General features: G+C 27.0%; 22 protein-coding genes. 2 read left to right on the top strand and 20 right to left on the bottom strand.

The genetic code is table 11. The features are described from left to right. Positions 1-328 precede the first annotated feature (328 nt). Entirely contained in the window at positions 329-1,123 is a 795-nt protein-coding gene (locus tag I1A51_RS07780; RefSeq protein WP_196892736.1) for a hypothetical protein, read from the top strand. Here I1A51_RS07780 and I1A51_RS07775 read toward each other — a convergent pair. The 20 genes from I1A51_RS07775 to I1A51_RS07680 form a co-directional block, all read right to left on the bottom strand. Beyond that, complete coding sequence (locus I1A51_RS07775; RefSeq protein WP_262895823.1) at positions 1,120-2,511, bottom strand: exopolysaccharide biosynthesis polyprenyl glycosylphosphotransferase; 1,392 nt, start codon at positions 2,509-2,511, stop codon at positions 1,120-1,122. The two genes, I1A51_RS07780 and I1A51_RS07775, sit on opposite strands and share 4 nt — an antisense overlap. Positions 2,512-2,590: 79 nt before the next feature. Next, positions 2,591-3,337, bottom strand: coding sequence for a glycosyltransferase family 2 protein (locus I1A51_RS07770; protein ID WP_196892727.1), 747 nt, complete (start codon positions 3,335-3,337; stop codon positions 2,591-2,593). 2 nt (positions 3,338-3,339) lie between these two features. After that, a complete protein-coding gene (locus I1A51_RS07765; protein WP_196892726.1) occupies positions 3,340-4,620 on the bottom strand; it encodes a phenylacetate--CoA ligase family protein in 1,281 nt (426 codons plus the stop codon). A gap of 72 nt (positions 4,621-4,692) precedes the next feature. Continuing rightward, positions 4,693-5,739 carry a COX15/CtaA family protein gene (locus tag I1A51_RS07760; RefSeq protein WP_196892725.1) on the bottom strand — a complete coding sequence of 349 codons (1,047 nt, stop codon included), beginning with the start codon at positions 5,737-5,739 and terminating at the stop codon, positions 4,693-4,695. Positions 5,740-5,851: 112 nt separating this feature from the next. Continuing rightward, a complete protein-coding gene (locus I1A51_RS07755; RefSeq protein WP_196892724.1) occupies positions 5,852-6,865 on the bottom strand; it encodes a glycosyltransferase family 4 protein in 1,014 nt (337 codons plus the stop codon). After that, a complete protein-coding gene (locus I1A51_RS07750; protein ID WP_196892723.1) occupies positions 6,834-8,186 on the bottom strand; it encodes an O-antigen ligase family protein in 1,353 nt (450 codons plus the stop codon). The genes I1A51_RS07755 and I1A51_RS07750 overlap by 32 nt, the downstream gene beginning before the upstream one ends. Then, a complete protein-coding gene (locus I1A51_RS07745) occupies positions 8,180-9,262 on the bottom strand; it encodes a glycosyltransferase (protein WP_196892721.1) in 1,083 nt (360 codons plus the stop codon). Before I1A51_RS07745 ends, I1A51_RS07750 begins: the two co-directional genes overlap by 7 nt. A 29-nt stretch (positions 9,263-9,291) precedes the next feature. After that, a complete protein-coding gene (locus I1A51_RS07740; protein WP_196892719.1) occupies positions 9,292-10,404 on the bottom strand; it encodes a glycosyltransferase in 1,113 nt (370 codons plus the stop codon). Next, positions 10,404-11,021, bottom strand: a complete 618-nt coding sequence (locus I1A51_RS07735) for an HAD family hydrolase (RefSeq protein WP_196892717.1) — start codon at positions 11,019-11,021, stop codon at positions 10,404-10,406. Before I1A51_RS07735 ends, I1A51_RS07740 begins: the two co-directional genes overlap by 1 nt. Further along, positions 11,014-11,739: a 3-deoxy-manno-octulosonate cytidylyltransferase gene (locus I1A51_RS07730; protein WP_196892715.1), complete on the bottom strand. Its 726-nt coding sequence runs from the start codon at positions 11,737-11,739 to the stop codon at positions 11,014-11,016. Before I1A51_RS07730 ends, I1A51_RS07735 begins: the two co-directional genes overlap by 8 nt. 3 nt (positions 11,740-11,742) lie before the next feature. Further along, positions 11,743-13,263, bottom strand: coding sequence for a beta/alpha barrel domain-containing protein (locus tag I1A51_RS07725; RefSeq protein WP_196892713.1), 1,521 nt, complete (start codon positions 13,261-13,263; stop codon positions 11,743-11,745). After that, entirely contained in the window at positions 13,260-14,045 is a 786-nt protein-coding gene (locus I1A51_RS07720; RefSeq protein WP_196892711.1) for a hypothetical protein, read from the bottom strand. The genes I1A51_RS07725 and I1A51_RS07720 overlap by 4 nt, the downstream gene beginning before the upstream one ends. An 8-nt stretch (positions 14,046-14,053) precedes the next feature. Further along, a complete protein-coding gene (locus I1A51_RS07715; protein WP_196892710.1) occupies positions 14,054-15,199 on the bottom strand; it encodes a glycosyltransferase family 4 protein in 1,146 nt (381 codons plus the stop codon). 4 nt (positions 15,200-15,203) lie between these two features. Further along, positions 15,204-16,589, bottom strand: a complete 1,386-nt coding sequence (locus I1A51_RS07710; RefSeq protein WP_196892708.1) for a hypothetical protein — start codon at positions 16,587-16,589, stop codon at positions 15,204-15,206. Next, a complete protein-coding gene (locus I1A51_RS07705) occupies positions 16,589-17,527 on the bottom strand; it encodes an NAD(P)-dependent oxidoreductase (RefSeq protein WP_196892706.1) in 939 nt (312 codons plus the stop codon). Before I1A51_RS07705 ends, I1A51_RS07710 begins: the two co-directional genes overlap by 1 nt. 1 nt (position 17,528) lies before the next feature. Further along, a complete protein-coding gene (locus I1A51_RS07700; RefSeq protein ID WP_196892704.1) occupies positions 17,529-18,221 on the bottom strand; it encodes an acylneuraminate cytidylyltransferase family protein in 693 nt (230 codons plus the stop codon). Next, complete coding sequence (gene neuC, locus I1A51_RS07695; protein ID WP_196892702.1) at positions 18,222-19,376, bottom strand: UDP-N-acetylglucosamine 2-epimerase; 1,155 nt, start codon at positions 19,374-19,376, stop codon at positions 18,222-18,224. 33 nt (positions 19,377-19,409) lie between these two features. Further along, positions 19,410-20,408, bottom strand: coding sequence for an N-acetylneuraminate synthase family protein (locus I1A51_RS07690; RefSeq protein WP_196892700.1), 999 nt, complete (start codon positions 20,406-20,408; stop codon positions 19,410-19,412). 4 nt (positions 20,409-20,412) lie between these two features. Further along, positions 20,413-21,060: a CatB-related O-acetyltransferase gene (locus I1A51_RS07685; protein ID WP_231373989.1), complete on the bottom strand. Its 648-nt coding sequence runs from the start codon at positions 21,058-21,060 to the stop codon at positions 20,413-20,415. Between the two features lie 19 nt (positions 21,061-21,079). Further along, positions 21,080-22,537: an oligosaccharide flippase family protein gene (locus tag I1A51_RS07680; protein WP_196892699.1), complete on the bottom strand. Its 1,458-nt coding sequence runs from the start codon at positions 22,535-22,537 to the stop codon at positions 21,080-21,082. 271 nt (positions 22,538-22,808) lie between these two features. On the opposite strand from I1A51_RS07680, the gene I1A51_RS07675 reads away from it, so the two are divergent. Continuing rightward, positions 22,809-24,044, top strand: coding sequence for an alpha/beta hydrolase-fold protein (locus tag I1A51_RS07675; RefSeq protein ID WP_196892697.1), 1,236 nt, complete (start codon positions 22,809-22,811; stop codon positions 24,042-24,044). The last annotated feature ends 21 nt before the right edge of the window (positions 24,045-24,065 follow it).

Below are 24,065 nucleotides of genomic sequence, written 5' to 3'. Positions count from 1 at the left end.
TATTTATTTAACAATTTAGAAAAATTTATTCCAATAAAATTTGTAATTTTTATAATAAAATAGAGTCCAAAATATTAATACGATTAAGACCATACGCATTATGTAAAAACATAACAATTTAACATCTAAATAATTACATTATAAGTAAAATTTCAATTCTAATTTTTAACTAGCACTATAAAATAAAAAATGATTAATTTTGTTAACAATTTATAAATAAATCTTCATAGAACAAAAATTATATAATAAAATACAAAAAATGAGAAAAATTACTACTTTATATTTAATTTTAATAACTTCAACCCTCTTTGCACAAACCAAAGAAAATATGAAAGAACTACTTCTTTCTCAGGTTGAAAAATGTAATTCAATGTTCGATACTGAAGAAGAAATGACATCTTTTGTATTGGATTTAAAAAACAATTATGTGCACTCTGAAGGAAGCTGGCCAAACTGCGGATGTAACTGTAATACAACAGCTAAAGCTTTTGAAAAAACAAACGGAGAATTCGCTATTTTAAAAAGAGAAAGTTGGTCTTGTGAAAACTCTTATGCAACTTCTATAAAAGAGTATCTTCCAGAGAATTTTAATTTCTCTACTTTCTATCAAAAAGATTCTTCGCAAACTCTTGTTAAAAACACGTTTTATTTAGATGTTACAATTCCAAAAAATCAAAATGAAATTACTTTATCTTTGAAAATTGTACCATTTGGAACAAATCATAAATCAAATGAAACACTTGTTTTTAATTATGAAGAAAGTGAAAAAAGCATCATTTTAGAAGATATCAAGACGATGATTGGAACATTTGATGATCCGCATACTGTTGAATATTTATTAGATGAATCTTATAATAATATTTCAAATTCTGATATGAATTTAATAAAATATTATACTTCAATGCCTGATAGTGCAATTTGTTCTGTTAGAATGTTAAGCGAATATATGCACGAATTAAAAGATATTTATGACATTTATTCAAATTTAAAATGTGATAAAGTAATTCTTTTATGGGATAGAAAAAATGATAAATTTAGAGTTGCAGATCAAATTAATACTGTAAGATTTGACAATTTCAACAACTTTTTGGAGGAAGTTCCATTTTGGACACCAAAATGTTAATTTCCACGCATAAATATTACAGTACTGATTGTTTTTATAATAATCTTAAAGTCCATAAAAATAGAACGTTCACGAACATAATAAAGATCATATCTTAATTTTATTTTTTGTTGTTCATATGTATTAGCATAAGGAAATAAAACCTGAGACCAACCAGTTAATCCTGGTTTAATCATATGTCTTAAAGCATAAAATGGTAAATCTTTTTCTAATTCATCAACAAATTGTGGACGTTCTGGTCTAGGACCAATTAAACTCATATCTCCTTTAAATACGTTGATAAATTGTGGAATTTCATCCAATCTTGTTTTACGTAAAACTTTTCCAAATTTCGTAATTCTTGCATCATTTTTTGTTGCCCAAACTGCGCCATTCTTCTCTGCATTAGTAACCATGGAACGCAACTTTATAATCTTAAATGGTTTCCCATTTTGACCAATTCTTTCTTGTAAATAAAATAATCCTCCTCTATTTGCAAAAATATTCACGATAAAAATAAACGGAATAATTGTCAACAAAAAAAGTAAACCAAATAAACTTGCAATTAAATCAATACTTCTAACAAAAGCTTCATAAACTCTATCTTTTTTAATCTCATTATAAGTAATATAATTATAAAAAGTAGAATCAAATCTTTCCACTGGAACTTTTAAAGTTAATTTTTCATAGAAGTTTTCAAAACTTGTAACTTTTACTCCTGATAATAATAATTTTGCTAATTGTGGATCAATTTGCTTTTCAAAATTATTATTTTCATATTTTGAAACAATGACTTCAGTTACATTATATTTTTTTACGATATGTTGTAATGAATTTTTAGAAATATCAAACCATGGTTCTTCCAAAATTTCTTTATCAAAAGAAGATGAAACATGTCCTATAATCACACTATCAATTCCTTCTAAAGCAATTAATTCAGCTGCTTTTTGATTTGAATTATTTGCTCCAATTAATAAAATTCTTCGTTGAAATCTTGGAGAAACTATTAAATATTTATAACCCAATCTCCAAAAAACTAATGCAAATAAAATACTGAAGAAAAAATAAATAATTTGTAATCTATTTTCTGGCAAAGAGGGAGAAAATATCGGTGTTAAAATATAAGATCCTGTTGTAAATAATGAAGTTAAAAGAATACTTCTAAACACTAAATATTTATCATTAGAAGTTTTTAAATTATACATTTCAAAAACTTGTCCAAAAAATAAAAGATAAAATACAAATACTACAACCCAAAGATAAAAATTATCATGATTTGTTTGAAAATATTTATAATCAATAGAAGTAGATTCTATCAAGAATATTTGAAAAATAATTACGAAAAATATGTCAAACAATCTTAAAAAAAACTTTCTTTCAGAAATTGAAAAGTGTAGTTTTGATAACATTAAATCAGTCTTAGGGTTAGTATATTTTGGAACTCAAAAGTATTAATTTTACAGAGTTTATCATAATTTATTTAAATCTTTATTTATTTAAAACTTTCTTGATAATATTAAAACTTAAGAAGTAAAATGATTTTATTATAGAAAATTTTTCTATTTCTCGAAATAATTTCCAATTCCATTTAATTAATTCTATTTTTTTAGAAGAAATGGAATTTTCTCTAAGTCTATAAATCGCTAAAGATTCTTCTAAAGCATAAGCATAATCAGTATTTTTTAACAATTTTAACCAAAGCGCATAATCCTGTCTTTTTCGAATTAAAGGCATTTGAAAATCTGAAAAATAATTGGCATCAAACATAACTGTTAAGCATCCCATAGAATTTTTATGTAACAAATCTTGATATGAAACTCTTCCAGAAACATGACGAGTTTGCTGTAATAATTCACCATTTTCTTGCATGCATTCATAAGAAGTAAACGATAATTTCGCATCCTTCTCTTTCATAAAATCTATTTGTTTTTCCAATTTTGTTGGCTTCCATAAATCATCACTATCTAAAAAAGCAACATATTTTCCAGTTACTTTTTTTAATGCAATATTTCTAGTGTGTGCAGCTCCTTGGTTTTCTTTACATTTAAAAAGTTTGATTCTTGTATCTTTTGAAACATAATTTTCTAATATTGAAATCGAATTGTCCAATGAATTATCATCTACAATCAACATTTCCCAATTCTGATATGTTTGTGCTAAAACACTTTCAATTGTTTGAGAAATAAACTCTTCTGCATTATAACAAGGTGTAATAATTGAAACCTTCTCCTCCATTTTTAAATTTTTGAAATAAAACTTTTTAATTTTCCATTTTTAGATTGAATCTGACAATTTTCTTCAATTTCAAATTCCATATCTTGTTTAAAATATTTTTTAATCTCTTGAAGTAAATCTTTTTTGTTTAATTCTGATAAATTTTGCTCTATTTTAAATTTCAATTTCCCTTTTTCTTCTTGGATTACTTGATAATTTAAAGACAATTCTTTCTCTTTATCTAAATTTTTAAAAATATAATAGAAATATAAACTTGGATAAATCTCTATATTTCCATAAACATTTTCTCCTATTCTACCTGTAATTTCCTCTAAAATTCTATGCTCCATTCCACAAGCACATTTTTTATTTTTAGATGCTAATTTGATGTAATCGCCTAATTTGTATCGAATAATTGGAAAAGATTCTAATTGTAAATTCGTTACCAATATTTCTTGATTAACTTCTTCTACAAGCACTCCCTCCATATTCAAATGCATATTTCCTTCAAGACATTCAAAAGCAATTATTCCAGATTCTGTCGCTCCGTATTCACTTGTAATTTTGACACCAAATGCTTTTTGAACTTCTTCTTTATAACTTTCCTTTATTTTTTCCGAAGTACCTTTTACCAATTTTATTTTTTTTGGTTTTGGTAATTTTCGATCATTAATCAGTTTTGCTGTTTGATATATCATCGAAGAATAACCATGAATAAAAGTTGCTTTTTGTAATTTGTTAACGAATAAATTAAACGAACTTGGTTCATAACTAAAAACACGAAATCTATTTTGAATAAAATCTAAAATTTCTGTTTTTTTCTGCTCTTTTTTTGTAAAATTAAATCCCCAGAAATAACCATTTCTATCCCAAGGCAAAACACCATACCAAGAATACCCTCTAAAAATACTTGCGCGATTAAATGAATCTGCTTCCTCATTTCTTTTAAAAGACAACGAATTTCCTGTTGTTCCAGAAGTAGATGCAATAAACACTTTTTTAAATGTATTTGACGAATGTATTTCTTCTACATTAGAAAGTAATTCATTTTTAGTTAAAACTGGAAGCTTCTTCAAATCTTCAAGAGTTTCAATATCATTTGGTTTTATTCCAATTTCATCAAAAGTTTTTTTGTAAAATTCTGTTGATTCATATGCGATTGAAATAATTTTCTTTAACCTTTCTAACTGATACTCTTCTAATTGTGAAATAGTCCAATTTTCAGAAGCTTTCAAAAACTTATAAATCTTATTTAAAGATGGGTTTCGAAAATTTTGTCCTAATTTGAAGATTTGTTTAAACATGGATATTTTGGTTAATGAAACAAAAAAAGACTCTATTTTACTAAAGTCTTTTTCTGTGATTTTATTGTTTTATTAAACAGTAAATGGTTTATTTTTTCCTCTAAAAAAGTATCTTGTGATTACTAAAGTTATCAATAAAACAACAGCTCCTAATTGATGTAAAACACCAAGAGTCACAGGAACTTTCATCAATAAAGTCATCACACCTAAAACAAATTGAAAAACAACAATAATTCCTAACCATGTAACTAATTTAAATTGAATTCCTTTCAAAGAAACTTTTTTTGCTTTCCAAATTAAAACCACTATTGCAAAAACTACTACAACTGCAATCCATCTATGAATAAATTGAACAGAAGCCGAATCTTCAATAAATGTCAATATTCCAATTTGATCTAATCTCTTAGGAATTTCAGAAGCAATCCAATCTCCACCCATTTTTGGGAAAGTTCCATAGATTAATCCTGCTTTTAATCCCGCCACAAAAGCGCCATAAATAATTTGAATTACAGTAATTATTATAGCAATATTTGTCCAAGTTTTAAAGGATTTTAATTTTTCTCCTATAAATCCTTTTTCTGGATATAATAATTTCAATGCAATCCAAAGAATGTAACAACAAAGGAAAAGTGCAGTTATAAAATGAATTGCAAGTCGGAAATGACTTACATTTGGATCATTTACCAATCCACTTTTCACCATAAACCAACCGATAAAACCTTGTAGTCCTCCTAAAAAGAAAATTACTACAAGATTCTTTAATAAGCGTTTATCTTTTAATTTTTTAGTAAATAAAAAATATAAAAATGGGATTAGAAAAACGAATCCAATTACTCTACCCAAAAGGCGATGAATATATTCCCACCAAAAAATAGATTTGAATTCTTCTACGGTAAAGTGATAGTTTTTAATTTTATACTCAGGTGAAGTTTTATAATTTTCAAATTCTGCCATCCATTCGGCTTCATTTAAGGGAGGAATTGTTCCTGAAATTGGCTTCCAGTTTACCATTGATAATCCTGAGTGTGTTAATCTTGTAATTCCACCAATTACAACCATTGCGATTACTAAAAAAACCCCAGTTAGTAACCAAATTGCGACCTTTTTTCTATCAGTCATATTTTCATTTTATATTCCTAAGCATATCATTTTTTTTAGAATAATATGCTTCGATTATTTCTTATGCAAAAATATTACATAGACTTTATTTTTTCACGAAATTTTGTAAAAATTATTGAAGAATTTTAAACCATTTTTCTTTTACAACATTCCAATCAAAAGTTTCTACTTTTTTTCTTGCATTTTTAGTGATTTCCAAAACTTTTTCTGGATTTTCTAACAATACTTTTATTGCAGAAACCATTTCGTCTTTATTTTCTTTTGAAACCAAAATTGAATCTTCATTGGTATTTAATAGAAATGGAATTCCACCAACATTTGTAGAAATTATAGGCAATCCTAAAGCCATTCCTTCAATGACTGAAACTGGTGTATTATCGACATTTGTTGTATTGATAAAAACATCAAATTCTTTGGATTTTTGATGCCATGTTTCTTTTGATAAAACTCCAGTAATTTCAACAGAATCTTTCAATTCACATTTTTCAATATATTCTTCAACATCTTTTAGACTTCCATCTCTATCAGGGCCAACCATACATAATTTGGCATCAGGATATTCTTTCTTTAATTCTTTTAAAACATCAATTGCTAACCAAGGATTATAAATTTTTGCAAAAGCTCGAACCCAAAAAAGTTTTGGTGCAATTTTCTCTCTTTTTTTAAAAGTATAATTCTTTAATTCAATGTTATTTGGAATAAAAACCGTTTTATAATTTTCTTGTTCAAAAGCTTCTTTTAAATAATTGGAAGGCACTATGTTATTCCAAGAATTCATAAAAATCATTTTTGAAATTTTCGGTGAAGTTTTCAACCTATTTGGTAAATTCCCTCCATGTAAAATAGGGATATATTTAATCTTAAAAATTCTTGCTAATTGAGATATTATAAATGCATAATAAAAATTAATTGTGCTATAAGTGTCTATTAAAATATAATCTGAATTTGATCTTTTTTTAAAAAAAGTAATAATCATATCAAACAAACGTACAATTTTATTGTTTTTAGAAGATGAACAATAAACTTCATAATTTTCACTATTTAAAAAAGAACTTAAGGTTTCTATTGTTGTAGGATATTTTTTTCCTTTTAAATTATTCCCAAAGTATAGAATCTTCTTCTTCATTTTTTTCTGTAATTGTAATTAAACTAATACCATATAAAAAACCTGGAAATGCAAGTCGCATCGCAGAATGATTAATTGTCATAAACCAAAATATTAAAAACGTACTTAAAAATGCTTTGTAAATTAGCGGTTGTTTTAAAATATGAATTACTGGAACAACAATTAATAATATCAAAATTATGATCCCAATAGTTCCATGCTCTCCTAAAAGACGGCTAACCTCGTTATGTGCAGCTGCAACTACTTTTTCACCACTACTTATTCTTACATATTTTCCACTTCCAACTCCAATTCCAAAAATTGGATTTTCATACAGACTTTGTAAATCATTTTCAAAAATATCTCCTCTTCCAGAAGTAATATCTTGTTTTACATTTCCTTTAAATCCTCTGTTTGTATATCTATTAAAAAGTTGTCCTTTTGTTGCAATTACTCCATAAGTCCATAAACTTACAACTCCAACAATGGTAATAATTGAATATTTTAAAAAGTTTTTTGCTTTATTTTTAGATGCTAAAAAATAGAAAAATAAAAAAGATAATAGCATTGTTACACCTGTTAAAACCCCTCCTCTTGAAAAAGTCATCATTCCACGAAATGTCATATAACCAAATAAAAATAAATCAAGAAGTAAATATCCTGAAAATCGCTTTTTAAGAATTAAATAAACTCCAATTGCAAAAAAACCTACGCCTAATGTTGTAGAAACTTGATTTGGTCCAAATCCACCAGAAGCATCAAAATTTGAAGCTCCTCCAAATTTAATTTCACTTAAAGAAGGTGTTTTGAAGAATAAATAACTAACAACAGCAATCATTGGTAAACCAAGAAAGAATAAGAATTGCAAGACTCTTTCTCTAGAAAGTTTTCTTTTATAACAATATAGTGCAGAAAAACAAAGTGAAATAGGACCACTTAAATTAAATAAAATCGCCTTACGAATTGATTCTGGATAAGGAACTTTTGTAAATGCAATTCCAATTAAAAATAATAAAGTAACATAAATATATACAGGGGATAATATATGTTTTCTTTTTTCAACAATCATCCCAAAAGTTAAAAGTATAATCACTAAATATTTTGTCAACTCCCAAGATAAAACACTATTTGTCATTCTAAAAAACACTTCCGCTCCAACAAAATATCCTGTCCATATCAATGCTTCATTATTCTTATTTTTAGTTCTAAAAATAGAAATTAGAGCATACAAAATTAAACTTGCTGTAAAAAGTTTACCTAATGATCCAATAGGAAAGATAAACCCAAGCAAAACATGTGCAAGGAGAAGTAGTATTTTTTTATTTTTGAAAAAACTCAACATGAATGATAAATTTCTTGTATCTGTTTAAGGATTGCTTTTTTAGAATAATTTACTTTCATATATTCCGAAAGTAAATTTGCTTTTTGAAGAGATTCTTCTTTATTTTCTAACGTTTCTATAATTGCATTCCCTAAAGCTTCTGCATTTTTTACAGGAACTAACGTACCATATTTTCCTTTGCATAAAACAGTAGAACATTGTCCAACATCTGTAACAACTATTGGTAAATTTGACATTCCATATTCTAATAACGAAACTGGTAAACCTTCAGAATCAGATGAAAGCACTCCAACAGAACTTTGTTGTAAAATATTTGAAACATCAGAACAAGCTCCATAAAAATAAACTTGATTTGCTAATTTATTAGTTTCAACCAAATCATAAACAGATTGTGTATATGTCGTTTCATATAAATTTCCTACTAAATGAAGTGTTGCTTCTGGAATTTTAGAATGAACTTTTTTAAAAGCTTGAACCAAGTTTAAATGATTTTTCTCTGAACGAAATCCAGCAACACAAACAATTCTAAAATCTTTATGCCCTTTTAATGTCGTTATTTTCAAATCATGATTCAAATTGGAAAAATTCTGTATAAAGTAGGAATTATTAAACTTTAATTTTTGTTTTACCCATTCATCCAACTCAAAACTTACATTAATTACTTTTTTTGTAAATAATAATTGACTTTTTAAAAAAAGTTTTCGTTTGAAATCTGATTTCGTATTTGCGCCTGTATGATTGTGCCAAACAATTTTAATCGACGGATAAAGTAATTTTACCAAACAAGAAAAAAATAAAGAAGTTGTATGCGCATGAATAATTTTAATGTCATTCTTCTTTAAAAATTGAATCAATAATTGAACAGCTGAAAAATCAAATGTTTTCCTCTTATTCAAGAATAAATATTCTATTTCTGGTAATAAATTCTTCTTTAAATCACCTTCTTCTCTTGTGGTACATAAAAAAGTTTTCTGATTTGATTGGGTTAAGCTATTTGCAATATTAACTGCCATCATTTCAGCTCCTCCAACATTCAAAGAATCAATTAATTGTATTACTTTTCTTTCTTCTTGCATTTCTAAAATTTCGTCAAAAATAGTTTAAATTATAATATTTTACTGATTTCTGTCTCAAATTTTTCTAAAGTATAATTTTGCGACCAATTTGCACCATTTTCAGAATGTTCTGTATATTTATTTTTATTAGAAAAATAGGATGAAACTGTTTCGACAATAGATTTCAATGAATCCGAAACGATACTTCCTCTAGAGCCATTTCCTAACATAAAAGGAACACAAGAAACTTTCGTTGTAATTGGAACACATTTCCAAAACATAGCTTCCGCAACTACTTTTGGCCAACCTTCAGATTTAGAAATGAAAATTAAAAAATGTGATTTTTGAAAAGCTTTTTTTACAATTTCACTTGACACATTTCCATGTAAAACGATTTTCTCTTGTAAATTATTTTCTAAAATATATCTTTCCAACTTTTTTCGTTCAACTCCTTCCCCATACATATTTAAAACTACATCATATCCTTTTTTCAAAAGCTCATGTGCTGCTTTCACACTTAAAATCGGTTGCTTTCCTGGACTTAATGCTCCAACAAACATTAAATTAACGGTTTCATTTAATGTTTTAGGGTTAATTTCTTCAATTTCAGATTTATGATAAGTTGCAGTAAAAAATGGTAAAATATTTTTCGTTTGATTTTCCCATTCACCATAAACCAAAACTTTCATATTTTTTGTCAAAAACGTATTTGATAAAATCCATTTTTGAATCTTATAAGTAAATGGTTGTTTTGATTCTGGATCCCAATTTCCAGCATATTTTGCTGTTTTTGGTTTGGAAGGAAATAAAATTTGCACAAAACAACCTAATAAACCAATATTTCCAGGACAACGTAAATGAATATGATCTGCCCATTTCATCGATTTATAAATTTGAATTAAAATAGATGGAATTACAAATAGTGATTTTACTAAATTTTTTAGAGAAGTTATATTAAATTCTTTAATCTTAATAAAATCTAATCTTTCATGACGATACGCCAATTCATTTGAATGGATTTCATCAATTGAAACTGGAGCAACTACTTGTAATTCCTCCGTATATTTTTCCCAAATTTGCATTTCTCTCACATAAGGAGCATAGGAAAACCATTCATTTTCCTTTTTTTTATGAACTGCATGTGTGATGATTGTAAATTTCACTACTCAAATGAATTAATATAATTCCCTAACTCTTCTAAGTTTTTATTATTATATCCATAGAAAGAAATTTCATTAGCAGTTGCTGCTTCATAATCATTGATGGAATCTCCAATTAAAGCAAAATGCGAATTTTCAATATCAGTATTTGCTTTTAAAATTGTTGCTACATTTTCTATTTTAGCAATCGGTGATCCATATATTTTTTCAAAATAATGATTAATATTTAAGGATTCACAGATATGATTTAATTCTTTTTGATCAGAACCAGAAGCAATATACATTGTAATTTCTTCGTGATTATTTTTAATAAAATCAACAACTTCTTTATTCAATAATTCTTCTTTTATTAAATTTTGAAGCATTATTTCTGAAAATCTTTTTGCCCAATTATTTACTTCTTCTTCCGTAATACTTTCATTTCTGATTTCTTCGAAAAAATATCGAAATTTCACATATCTTGATAATCCACCATTTACTTGATGAAAATCTAAAAGAGCATCAACTTGTTCTTTTGGAAAATCTTTTAAAACATCCACAAAACCATTATCTCTTACCTCATTTGAGAACATGATAACACCATCAAAATCCCAAATTATTATTTTTTTATTCTTAATCATTTTTTAGAATTTTTAGTACTTTTTCAAGGTCTTCAGGATAATCCACAGGAACAGAATCTTTAGATAATTCCACCATTCGAATATCATATCCTAACTCTAGAAAACGTAAAATTTCAATATCTTCAATATTTTCAAAAAGCGTTTTTCCATTTGTTTGTGTAAAATTTTCTAAAGCTTTTTTAGGAAAAGCATAAATACAAACTTGACGAAAACCTTTAATAAATTCTTTTGTTTTATTAAAAGGAATAGGAGCTCTAGACATATAAAGTAAACGTTTATCTTCTCTAAAAACTACTTTTGGTAAACCGACACTTTGAAAGTCTTCTTCATGATCAATTTCACAATAACCATTAATAATTTCTCCATTATATTCACTGATTAAATCATATACTTTTTTAATGTCTTGTGAATTAATCACTGGTTCATCACCTTGTACATTAATATAATAATCTGCTTCAACAACTTTTGCAAATTCAGCAATTCTATCAGTTCCTGTCAAACAATCTTCACTAGTTAACACAACATTAAAACCTAAAGATTCACAATGTTCTGAAATTTCTGTTGCGTCCGTTGCGACATAAACCAGTTCTTTTGGAATTACTTCTAAACATTTTTCATAGACTCTTTGAATCATTGATTTTCCTAAAATATCAATCAAGGGTTTTTTAGGAAATCTTGTAGATTTTAAACGAGCCGGAATTACAACTACAGTTTTCATGAATTACAATAATTTATACACAGAATTTGTTGGAATTGAATTATACAATGTTGGTGTAATTGCATGATATGTTATTCCTTTTTTAGAAAAATCTTTAAATAATTTGATATTTTCTTCAAATAATTCTTGATCTTTTTGTACAATTTTTCCGTCAGCATAACCATCAAAACCTGTAAATAAAACCTCATCAACTTCTAATTCAATAGATAGTTGCATTGCAATTGCCAAATGAGAATCTTTTACGATTTTTGTGAATTCAATTTGCTCTAATTCATAGGTTACATCTGAAATTTTCTCAGGCACATACGTTCCCATAACTCTTGGAGTTGGAGGTAAAATACATTGACCATTAAAATTATCTAAAGATTTAAATACTTTTTTAATTCGTAAACCTTCGTTTCCAACTAAACAAAAATATTGATCAGCAGAAGTATTTGAATAAACATTTGCATTTTTTGAAGATGCATGAATTACACAAATATCTTTTTCTGCTTCCAAAAGTTCTAAAATAGCACTACTATGATTAATTGCTGTTTTTCCTCCTCCTATAATTAATGCTTTTTTATATTCTTTTTTTGGTGTAAAAGTTTTATAAGTATTTGAAGAATCATCTTCATTTAAAGCTCTGACAACACTATTTAAAGAATAGAATTTTTTGGAAACCCATTCCATAACATTTTTCTGTGGTAAAGAACGAATTCCAGAAACCATATATGGTAATGAAGTTCCCCAATTATATTCTTCTTTTAAATTACTAAAAGCACTTGTTACTTCACTTAAAGCATCAAAATCAACAGGAATTTTCTGTGTTTTATTTAAAACCGAAAGTAATAATTCTGTTTTTAAGTTTCCAGCTCCTCTTCCCATTCCTGTAATAGTAGAATCTATCAAAGTTGCACCTGCTTCCATTGCTGTTAAAGAATTAACTAAAGCTAATTCTATATTATTATGTCCATGAAAACCAACTTCAACATCTGTTTTCGATTTAACATATTGGATTTTTTCTCTTACAAAATCAGGAAAAACACTTCCAAAAGAATCTACTAAATAAAAATAATCAACCTGTCCAGAAAGTTGTGGTAAAACCAAATCAATTTCTTCATATTTATCCCATTCAGATAAATACATAACATTAAAAGCAACTTTTAAATCGTATTTTTTAATTTCTTTTGCTAAATCTAGCGCATCAAAAACATTTTCAGGTTTAACTGCAATTCTTACTAAATCTATATATTGAATACATGAAGAAAGAAGATAATCTAAGTCTTTTTTCTCCACACTTTTTTGATCAATTAAAATTGCAATTTCTTTATTCGTATTTTCTTTTATTTGCGCTAAAGTGTTAATCGGCGTATAAAAATATTCTCCTTGGTACCCTTCATGTATAATATTTCTATAACCAACTTCAATAATGTCAATTGGTAATTTATTTATCGATTCAAAATATATTTTCTGAATATTTTCATTAAAGTCCCAGTTAGTATAATAACCTCCATCTCTAAATGTACAATCTAATATTTTCATTTATTTGTGTTATTTATGAAGTAAGAAAAATTATTTATGTAAGAAAGCTCTTGTTGACAAGCTTCTATAAACTTTTTCATTTTAATTTTATTTTCATCTCGCATTGCAACATGTCGTGGTAATGTTTTAGAACCATCGAAATATTGCTTTCCTCCTTCTCCTGCATCTAATCCGTAGATATTGAAGTTTTGAAGATTATCAAACTTAGAAGTCAACCAAATTCCATAACCATACAACATCAATCCACTATTAGAATCTGGATTTGGAGTTTCAATATTTTTAGAAACGAAATCAAGTCTTTCACTATAATAATTGACTTTATTTGTTTCTACTAAATTTTCATTATTTGTAATTACAATTGGAAAAGAAAATTTTCTTCTTTGTAAATATTTTTTAATATAATTTATTGTCATCGCACCAAAACCTTTTCCACCAGAATGTGTTGGGATTTCTATAATTACAAGTTTCGGATTATATTTTAAACCAAAAAGTAAAAATTTTCTTAGATAACCTAAATCTTTAATTACATGAACAAAATCATATTTTCCTTCTAAATATAAATAAGAAGAATTTGTTGTTAAATATAAAGTTTCGCTATTTGGCTTGCATAAATTTAAAGAAGGTCCAGAAGCAAACATCGTGATTTCTTTATATTTTCCAATAAAATCTTTTAAATCTAAAAAAGATAATTTCTTTGAATTACCTAAAAAATTATAGAGCATTAATAATTTCGAAAAATGCGGATATTTATTCGTGTATTTTATTTTGTCAGAAATGTTCATTTCTTTAATTATTTTATTATTGATTTAAAAAATCTAACATTATCTTCAACTATTTTCTCTGTTTCAAATGTATTTGAAATAAATATTTTTGATTTCTCTGCACGCTTTAAAGCAGCTTCATAATTTTCAAAAACAGATGCTATTTTTAATGCAATATCTTCTGGAGAATGCGGATTGCAAAGCAAAGCAGTTTCACCATCTTTTATACATTCTTTTGCCGGTCCAATATTTGAACCTAAAAATGGTTTTTTAGATGCTAATACTTCTAACCATGCTAAAGGCATTGCTTCCATATGTGAAGGATACACACAAATATCATGTGCGCTGATAACTTCAGGAATAGTTGTATTTGGAACAACACCTACAAAATTTACATATTTTTCAATTTGTAAATTTTTCACTTCCTTTTCTAATAACGCTTTATAACTTTCTCCTGTTTCTTTAATTTTCACATCAGGTCCAACTAAATCAACTACAATATTTGGATATGTATCTTTTAAATAAGGAATTGCGTGTATTAGTTGTCGAACCCCTTTTTTCTCCACCAAAGAACCAACATAAAGAATTTTATGAGAAATCGTATTTTTCACTTCTACATTTGAAAATCTTTGTGTAGAAATTGGATTGTAAACAACAGTATACTTTCTATCTTTTTGCTCTAACAATTCTAGTGTTTCTTTTCCAACAAAATCACTTACAGCAACTAATTCATCTGCTTTGGAAAAAGATTTTTTTTCTTGAAAAACTTTCCATTTATTCAGAGGTCTCTTTTCATATTTTGCGAAAAAATGATGTCCTCCATGCATTCGAATAATATATTTTATTCCAGTGATTTTCTTTAAAAAAGCCAAACCTAATTCTGCCGTTTCTATAACAGATATTGGCTTATTTTTATGAATTTTCTCAATTTCTTTATTTATTCTATACGTATTTTGAAGAAAACTTCCTTTCGGAATTTTACTTTTTGGTAAACGAATAATTGTAATACCATTTTCATTTTCCTCTTCTCGTTTTGGTATATTATTTAATCCTAAAACAGTAACTTCAAAATTTTGAGAAACTAATTTACTTGCTAATGTTTTTAAAAAAGAACCTACTCCACCATGTGGAACATTTTTCTTTGGATATTCATTGGTGATAAAACAAATGTGCATTTCTCTATTTTTTTAAAATTACATTAACCAAATTATCACAAGCATTGTTTTTTTCATTCACAATACAATCAAACCATTTTTTATTTGAAAGCTTTTCTTTAGAATGTAAAGCTTTTTCTACAACAGTTTTAATTTCAGACTTATCATTTAACCAATGAACTGCATTCTTATCTGGCATACTTCTAAAATGCTGAAATTTATAAATCGTATCTACAGACCAACCACTTTCTTTTTCTACATCATAATTAATGTAAATTGCAGGTTTATTATGAATTGAAAAATCGTGCGCCATTGTAGAACCAACATTCATCACTGTATCACAATGCTTTACAACATTCATCAATTCTATGATATCAGAATATTTCGGATACACTAAATCCCAACCTATTTTAGTTCCTTCTAATGCCCATTCTGGATTTCCAACTTTTATAATGTGCTTATAATCTTCTAAAACCTTATCGAATCTATCCGAAAGATCTACAGGACATCTTCTAAAAAGAATTTGAGGCTGAGATTCTTTAGGAAAATTTTCTATTTCTTTTGCTAAATGTTCTAAATAAATAGGATCAAAAGGAGAAGTTTTTTTATCATCTCCAGAATAGCAGATTACTTTTCGGTTTACATCTAAATTATGCTTTGTGAAAAATGCTTCTTTAGAACTATATAATTCTTCTTTATTATAAAATTCAAATTGTGGTGTTCCTGTAATTGTTACTTTATCTAAAGATATTTCTGGATAATATGTTTTCATTTCTTCTTTCATTAAAGAAGACCAAACAACATATTCATCTGTTCTCACAGAAAGTCTAGCTTTTGGCATATTATCCCAAGAAAAAATTGCTCCAACTGTGCGAATTCCCATTCTTTTTGCTTCTGTCATAATCGGAATCGCTTGAATCGCTCTTTGATGGGTACAAAAAACAACATCAATCTCATTTTTCTTTAAATATTCACTATAAATTTCTGGAATTTCTCTTAGAACCAGTTTTTCATAATAAGATTCTAATTTTACAATATCTTGATAATTCTTAGAAATTTTCTTTCCATATAATTCAATTAAACCAAAAAGATATTTTTTGATACCTTGCTTTCTTGGTTTCCAATTATTAAGAATCGTTTCGTTTTTTTGTAATTTCGAATTATAAAGTAATCTTGAATAAGAAATTAATTCTCGAATGAAAACCTGCGATTTTGTTTCTCTAAATACGGGCATTCTTTCAAAAATAATCTGGTCATCTGAATGTACTTTTTTAATTTCTTCTATGGCAGAATTTGATAAAGTATGCCAAATGAATATTTCAGAATTATTTTCAATTAATTTTTTTAATAAATCTGAATATAAATAATTTCTTATCCCAACTCCATCAGGAATTACTATACAAACTTTCATTAATTAAGAAATTTTAAAAATTTTTCTAATATAAACTCCTCTGTTTTCTCAATAGATTCATACGTATTTCCACCAATATGAGGAGTTAATATGATATTTTTATGCTTTTTAGCATATTGAAAAATAGGGTTTGTTATTATTTCTGGCTCTCCAAACAAAACATCTGAAGCATAACCTGAAACAATATTATTTTGCATCGCATTTACCAAATCTTCTTCTTGGATTAATCCTCCTCTTGATGTATTAACGATTAACATTCCTTTTTTCATGGTTTCAAAATAGGAAGCATCAATAATTTCATGATTTTCTTCATTGAAAGGCAAATGAATCGATAAAATATCTACTTCTTGTAACATTTCTTTTACAGTATCACATTTTTTAAAATGTTTTGAAGTTTGCTTTTCTTCTGTATCAAAATAAAAAACTTGCATTCCAAAAGCATGCGCATAGCCTGCTACAATTTCTCCTAATCTTCCTAAACCAAGAATTCCTATTTTCTTTTTATACAATTCTGAACCTTGAAAAAGTGTTCTGTTCCAAAGTCCATTTTCTACATGTGTAATTGCTTTATCCGTTTTTCGAATTAAAGTCAGAAGTAACCCCCAAGTATGTTCAGCTGTTGCTCTAACTTCTTTTAAAAATTCGAATTCATTTTTCAAACTAATCACAGTAATTCCAAATTCTTTACAAGCTTTTAAATCTATATGATCTAAACCTGTAACAGCACATAAAATATATTTACAACTTGCTGTTTCTAAAATTTCTCTTATTAGTTTATGGTTTAAGCGAAACCAAAAAATATCACAATTTTGTAATGCTTCTTTTACATCTTTATCTGATTCTAATGTAACGTATTCTATTGAAGAAACTTGCGCTAATCTATTTTCAACATCCACAGCCAGCTTCTCAATTCCAGAAATTTTTGCAATTAAATTCATATTATAATTCTCCTTTTTTCCAAAGTTTAATTAAAGCTTCTGTTATAATTAAATCTCTTTCTGTATCAACATTTGCCCATTTTGATTCAGGCATTATATATGCTTTTTTATTAGCAGTAATTACTTTTCCTTCTTTTTTGAAAATATCTGTTCTTACAGCATAAATACTTCCATTTCTAAGGTAAACTTTTGGTAATTCTTGTCTTCTTTTCTTTTCTAATTCAGGATTTAAAGAAATCATTTCTGCTTTTTCACCAAGTGTATACATTCTTGCAGGATGAATATCATCTAATTCAATCACAGAAACCACACTTTCAATTATTTGATTTTCAGAAAACATTTTTATAACATTATCAATGTCATCTGTTTCACGAATCGGAGCAGTTGGTTGTAATAAAATAATAATGTCAAAATTTTCATCTAATTTCGATAAAACCTCTTCAATTACTCCTTCTATCTTAGCAGTATCTGTAGCATTTTCTTTAGAACGTAATTGTACTTCACAACCAGCTTGTTCAGAAACTTCTTTAATTTCTAAATCATCTGTTGTAACAAGAAGTTTTGAAATTTTAGAACTTTTTAAAGCTGTATCAATTGTATAATGAATCAAAGGTTTTCCATCAACTTCTCTGATATTTTTTCTTAAAACACCTTTAGACCCTCCTCTTGCTGGTATAATTCCTAAAACTTTCATCTAATAAGTAATTGTTTTATGAAAATGTAAATCTATTGTTGCTAAAACTTCTGCAATTCGTTCTCCTGAAAGTCCATCACCATAAATAGGATTCGATGGATATTCTTTAATTGATGCTTGCTTTGAAATTGCTTCTTTAATTTCTTCTACATTATAATTAACATCCAAAACATTTTCTCCTCGTTGTCTTCTATTTTGTCTAGAACCAATATTCACTACAGGAACTCCAAGAAAAGCACATTCGCGAATTCCTGCGCTTGAATTTCCAATCAAACAATTACTATTTTTTAATAATCGTAAGAAATCATGTGGCTCCATATTCTTAAAGAATCGGATATTTTTAGGTTTTACAGTTTCTCTAAAACTTCTGATTGCTCCTGAAGTTCCATCAGAACCTGCATCCACATTTGGCCAAAACCAAAACGTTGGAATTCCTAATTGTTCAACAGCTTCCAAAGTTTTGAAAGCATCTTCTCTTGCTTTATCAAATTCGGTAGTTACAGGATGTTGTAAAACAACAATATATCCAGATTTCCAATCAAAATCTTCTCCTACTCCTCCATATTTTTCAATTGGATCATAATCTAACATTGGATTATCCATGATTTCTTTTACCAAATCCATCGAAGGACAACCTGTATTAATTACCATATCCTCATTTTCACCCATTTTCACCACTCTTTCCCTAGCATCTTCAGAAGCTACAAGATGTAAATCCGCCAATTTTGTATTAGCATGACGAACTTTTTCATCAATATTTCCAGTAACTTCTCCTCCTTGAATATGAATTAGAGGAATATTTTGATATGCTGTCGCAATAGAAGTTGCAATTGTTTCGAATCTGTCTGCAATTGTCACAACAGCATCAGGTTTTAAGTTATAAAACACATTAGAAAGTTCCATAACGCCTATTCCTGTTGTTTTTGCCATTGCTGTCGGATTTTCACCTTCTAAAACCATGAAAACTTTTTCGGTAATTTCAAATCCATCAGCCTGAATCACATCTACAGCGTTTCCATATCTACCTAATAAAGCAGAACCAGCAACAACTAATTGTAATTCTAAATTTGGATGATTTTTAATTGCAACCAATGCAGATTTAATTCTACTATACGAAGGTCTTGCAGTTACTACAACACATATTTTTTTCTTCATATTCTTTCTATCAATATTTATTTAAACAGAATTTTAAACTAAATCTTCATAATTCAGAAAATCCCATTTTTGCATATCATTTTTTATTTCTTTACCAATAATTTCTTCATATTTCGAAGCTTCAATTCCGAAACCTTTTGGTTTTTTAGTTTCTAAATCTTCAAAAGAAATCACATGACCTGCTGGTAAGTTTTTATTTATTGCTAAAGATTTCTCAAAAATAGATTTTAATTCCGAGAATCTACTATTATCTGCTTTATTTATTGGATTATTTTTAGCAATTTCTATATTTCTAATAGCAGTTACCATTTGCTTCGTTTCTTCCATTGTTAAAGAAGATTTAGCATCTGGTCCAAACATTTCTCTATGGAAAACAACATGAAATTCTAAAATTTCTGCTCCTAAAGCACAAGCTGTAATTCCTGTTTCAATTTTTGCAGAATGATCAGAAAAACCAACAGGAACATTATATCTTTCCTTTAATTCAGAAATAACATTAAATCCAAAATCTTGAGGTTTTGTAGGATAAGAAGTTGTGCATTGTAAAATTGAAAAATCTGCATTTCTATTCTTTAAAAAAGCAATTGTTTTATCTAATTCTTCAAAAGAACTCATTCCTGAAGAAACAATAATTGGTTTTCCAGTTTTGGCAATTTTCTCTAGTAACACAAAATTATTTACTTCTCCAGAACCAATTTTATATCTTTTTACACCAACCTGCTCTAACAAATCTACCGCAGCATTGCTAAAAGGAGAACTCATAAACTCTAATCCAACCTCATCACAATGTACTTTAATTTCTTTCCATTGTTCTAAAGAAAATTCCATTCGCCTCCAATACTCATAACGAGTTTTATCTTGTTTTGAAAACTTTATACGAAAAGGCTCATGAATACTACTTTCTGCTTCTGCAATATGTGTTTGAAATTTAATGGCATCCACTCCTGTTTTTGCCAAAGCATCGATATAAGAATGTAATAATCCTAAACTTCCATCGTGTGCTTGTGCTATTTCTGCAATTATCAGCGTCATATTATTATTGATATAAATCTTGTATTTTATCTAAATTTTTAAAGAATAAAGGTTTAATTTCTTCCAATTCTTTTTCTGTTTTATTCCACCATTCCAATGCTTCAATTTGAGAAATTATTTTCTCTGAAAAACGTTTTTTTAATGGTTTTGCTGGAATTCCTGTAACAATTGTATATGAGGGAACATCTTTAGTAACAACAGAACCCGCAGCCAAAATAGCTCCATTTCCGATAGTAACATTTCCAACAATAATTACATTATGTCCAATCCAAACATCATTTCCAACAACAACTTTATTTGTTGTTTTCAATTTTTTTAATTCTCCATTAAATAATTGTTTATTAATGTAAGTGGATAAATAGTTTATTGGATGATTAGTTGTATGAATAGCAACATCTGCTCCTATTTGACAATATTTTCCGATAGAAACATCACCCATTAACATATTATTATATCCTAATGTTGTTCCATAACCAATAGAAATTTTCCCAGAAAAATTACATCTTTCAGGAATGCTGTTTTTTCCTTCAAAAGAAACATTTTGATACCCTTTCGATTCCTTTGAGATAAAAGTTCCTAACTTTTTGTTCTCTTTACGAAATCGATATTTCTTGTATTTCAACCAATATTTGTATAATATCTTTTTAAACATGTTTCTTTAATTTCTTGGTTTATTTTTTCAATAACAATTGCTTTAAATCTTTAAATAAATATTTTTTTATCACAAAAGCATAAATTCCTATGAAAATTGACATTATTATAATTTCAAAAAAGATTCCTTCTACAATATTTTTATTCGCAATTAAAATCAATAATAAAGCTATATAAATTGTTTTTTTAGAAAGATCTTTTAGAATTTTCAATAATGAAATCTTTAAATAATAACTGGATATAAATGCTTTTAAAAAATCAAAAATAATATTTATTCCAACATATATTTTGACAAAACTTAATAAAGAAAAAGAATCTAAACCTGTTAATATTAATAAACAAAGTCCAACTGTTATAGTTCTAGCTAAAACAATCATTGTGTTTTGTTTGATTCTCCCAATTGCTGTTAAACCAGGCATAAATGGAAAAACAAACATTCGAACTGCAACTAAAATTAAAAACACCTGCATTAAAGAAGCAGATGAAACCCATTTTTCACCATAAATCAAACGAATCAACAATTCTACATAGAAATAACCAATAAAAAGAATTGGTAACATTAACAAAACGGTTAACCTTATAATTTTAGTAAAACTCTCACTTAATTTACCCTTATCATCTTGAAAATTAGAAATATACGACAACACTAAAGAAGCTTGAGGCATCACAAAGTAATTATATGGCATATTTGCTGTGGCATTTGCAAAATTATAAGATCCAATCTGTGAAACAGAAAATGTCTTTGCTAAAAATAATTTGTCCATTTGTTGAGAGAAAAAACCAATTGTCCCACTTATCCAAGTATATTTTGCAAATCCAAAAATCCCTTTGAAATAAGATTTTTTTACTTTAGAAAATTGTGGAATAAATTTTCCTTGAAAAACTAAATAAATAGATTTTACAATACGTTTTGCTAACATTCCATAAGCAATACTAAATACTCCAAACCCTATAAAAGCTAAACCAATTTTTATAATTAAATTGGACGCTTCGCTAAATATTTGACTTTTTACAACAGGTGTATATAATTGTCTTTTTTTAAAGCGTATTTCATTTATTACACCAAAAGGAACAATTAAATAAGTAAAAGAAAGTATTCGGATAATTTCATCAATTGGACTATTTTCTGCATCGAAATAAAACCCATCTAAAAGATAAGAAACTGAAAATTGAGCGGCAAAAAGAAAGATACTCATAAATAGTTTTAAGAAAAAAATTGTGTTTTCTAAACTATTAATCTCATTATCATCCATTTTATCTTCTCCAATTAATTTTACTTTTACTAAATAATACGTTTCAAATCCAACATCAAAAACTAAAGTTACGAAACTTGTAATAATCGTAATCAGAACCCAATAACCAAAATCTTCTTTGGCTAATAATCTAGCTAAAGCAATGGAACCAATAAAATTTAAACCTTTTATCAGTAGATTTCCAATGAAAATATGCTTTGATGCTTTTGAACTACTTCCAATCATTTGCTGGATTATGGATTATAAGAATTGTAAAAAAATTGGAGAGCAAAAATAGGATTATTTCATGAAATTCTATCGTAAATTCAATTAATTTTTCAGCTTATTTTAGGAAATATTTTTTCTGTTTCACAGAAACTAAAGTTCAAAATTTAAACATTTATTAATATTTTACCAGAAAATTAATTATTTCTTAAAACAACTTCTTCTAAAAAAATGAAATCTGGAATGAATTTGGTTAGGTCTTTATCAATTATAAATTATAACCAAATAAAACATGAAACAATCATTATTTTTAATTTTTACGTTTTTTTGCATTCTATTTTCTTCTACAAATGTAAATGCACAACAAAACGATTTTTTAGTAAAAGCAGGAATTAAAGAAACTATTCATTCAAAAATTCTAAAGGAAGAAAGAACTTATTTTATTCATTTACCTAGAAATTATAAGGAAACTAAAAAATATCCTGTTACTTATATTATTGATGGTGAAGTTTTTCTACCAACCGTTGCTAATTTTCACGAATTTTATAGCGGAGGATTCATTCCTGAAATGATTTTAATAGGAATTTCAAATCAAAAAAATAGAACGCGTGATTTAACAACTTCAAAAATCAAAAAGAAATATGGAATGCCTTTTAAAGAAAAAAATGGAGAAGCTGAAAATTTTTTAAAATTTATCTCTGAAGAATTGATTCCACAAATTGAATTAAAATATTCTGTTACAAATTATAGAACTTTAATCGGTCATTCTTATGGTGGACTTTTCACGATTTATACTTTAATAAACAAACCAGAACTTTTTGCAAATTATTTAGCAATTGATCCGAGTTTAGATTGGGATGATCAAAAATTAATTAAGGATTTTAAAAAGCAAATGCTAAACTCTAAGTATAAAAATAAATCGCTTTTTATAACTTTAAGTGGACAATTACACATGCAAAATCCGAATATTACAATTGAAAATGTAATGCAAGACGATTCTGACTTTACCATTTTTGCACGCTCTAATCTGAAATTAAAAGATATTCTTCAAAGTAAAATTAACCAACACATTGCTTTTAATTGGAAATTTTATCCAAATGATTTACACGGAACAGTTGCCTACCCTTCTATTTCTGATGGAATGATCTCGATGTTTCGCTGGTTTCAAATGGAAAAAACAGATCGATTCAATTCTTTTGATACACCAAAAGAAGAATTACTTTCTATCATTAAATATCGTGAACAAAAACTTTTAAATCATTTTGGATATAAAGTTGCGCCTTATCCTGAAGATTTAATGAATATGTCTGGTTATATGTATATGGATATGAATCAACCAGAAAAAGCAAAAATGTTTTTGGAATTGGCGATTGATTTTTATCCAAATAGTGCTAATGTTTATGATTCAATGTCTGATTTTTATTTAAGAAATGAGAATAAAAAGAAAGCTTTAGAATTTGCACAAAAAGCATATGAAATTGAAAAAAGTGATTATTTAAAAAAGAAAATCAAGAAATTAAGTAAGTAATTTTATCAAGAAATTGTTTCA

It is taken from the genome of Aureivirga marina, assembly GCF_015767265.1.
GTDB classification, from domain to species: domain Bacteria; phylum Bacteroidota; class Bacteroidia; order Flavobacteriales; family Flavobacteriaceae; genus Aureivirga; species Aureivirga marina.
The sequence above is the reverse complement of the archived record's forward strand: the minus strand, read 5'-3'. Positions and strand labels throughout refer to the sequence as shown.

Bases quoted from the DNA above. Each gene is read 5' to 3' on its own strand.
- I1A51_RS07700 (WP_196892704.1), bottom strand. From the start codon at position 18,221: ATGAAAGTTTTAGGAATTATACCAGCAAGAGGAGGGTCTAAAGGTGTT.
- I1A51_RS07780 (WP_196892736.1), top strand. From the start codon at position 329: ATGAAAGAACTACTTCTTTCTCAGGTTGAAAAATGTAATTCAATGTTC.
- I1A51_RS07760 (WP_196892725.1), bottom strand. From the start codon at position 5,739: ATGACTGATAGAAAAAAGGTCGCAATTTGGTTACTAACTGGGGTTTTT.
- I1A51_RS07675 (WP_196892697.1), top strand. From the start codon at position 22,809: ATGAAACAATCATTATTTTTAATTTTTACGTTTTTTTGCATTCTATTT.
- I1A51_RS07750 (WP_196892723.1), bottom strand. From the start codon at position 8,186: ATGTTGAGTTTTTTCAAAAATAAAAAAATACTACTTCTCCTTGCACAT.
- I1A51_RS07770 (WP_196892727.1), bottom strand. From the start codon at position 3,337: ATGGAGGAGAAGGTTTCAATTATTACACCTTGTTATAATGCAGAAGAG.
- I1A51_RS07685 (WP_231373989.1), bottom strand. From the start codon at position 21,060: ATGTTTAAAAAGATATTATACAAATATTGGTTGAAATACAAGAAATAT.
- I1A51_RS07680 (WP_196892699.1), bottom strand. From the start codon at position 22,537: ATGATTGGAAGTAGTTCAAAAGCATCAAAGCATATTTTCATTGGAAAT.
- I1A51_RS07775 (WP_262895823.1), bottom strand. From the start codon at position 2,511: ATGTTATCAAAACTACACTTTTCAATTTCTGAAAGAAAGTTTTTTTTA.
- I1A51_RS07745 (WP_196892721.1), bottom strand. From the start codon at position 9,262: ATGCAAGAAGAAAGAAAAGTAATACAATTAATTGATTCTTTGAATGTT.
- I1A51_RS07720 (WP_196892711.1), bottom strand. From the start codon at position 14,045: ATGAACATTTCTGACAAAATAAAATACACGAATAAATATCCGCATTTT.
- I1A51_RS07755 (WP_196892724.1), bottom strand. From the start codon at position 6,865: ATGAAGAAGAAGATTCTATACTTTGGGAATAATTTAAAAGGAAAAAAA.
- I1A51_RS07765 (WP_196892726.1), bottom strand. From the start codon at position 4,620: ATGTTTAAACAAATCTTCAAATTAGGACAAAATTTTCGAAACCCATCT.
- I1A51_RS07730 (WP_196892715.1), bottom strand. From the start codon at position 11,739: ATGAAAACTGTAGTTGTAATTCCGGCTCGTTTAAAATCTACAAGATTT.
- I1A51_RS07690 (WP_196892700.1), bottom strand. From the start codon at position 20,408: ATGACGCTGATAATTGCAGAAATAGCACAAGCACACGATGGAAGTTTA.
- I1A51_RS07710 (WP_196892708.1), bottom strand. From the start codon at position 16,589: ATGAAAGTTTGTATAGTAATTCCTGATGGAGTTGGGATAAGAAATTAT.
- neuC (WP_196892702.1), bottom strand. From the start codon at position 19,376: ATGAAGAAAAAAATATGTGTTGTAGTAACTGCAAGACCTTCGTATAGT.
- I1A51_RS07715 (WP_196892710.1), bottom strand. From the start codon at position 15,199: ATGCACATTTGTTTTATCACCAATGAATATCCAAAGAAAAATGTTCCA.
- I1A51_RS07735 (WP_196892717.1), bottom strand. From the start codon at position 11,021: ATGATTAAGAATAAAAAAATAATAATTTGGGATTTTGATGGTGTTATC.
- I1A51_RS07725 (WP_196892713.1), bottom strand. From the start codon at position 13,263: ATGAAAATATTAGATTGTACATTTAGAGATGGAGGTTATTATACTAAC.
- I1A51_RS07705 (WP_196892706.1), bottom strand. From the start codon at position 17,527: ATGAATTTAATTGCAAAAATTTCTGGAATTGAGAAGCTGGCTGTGGAT.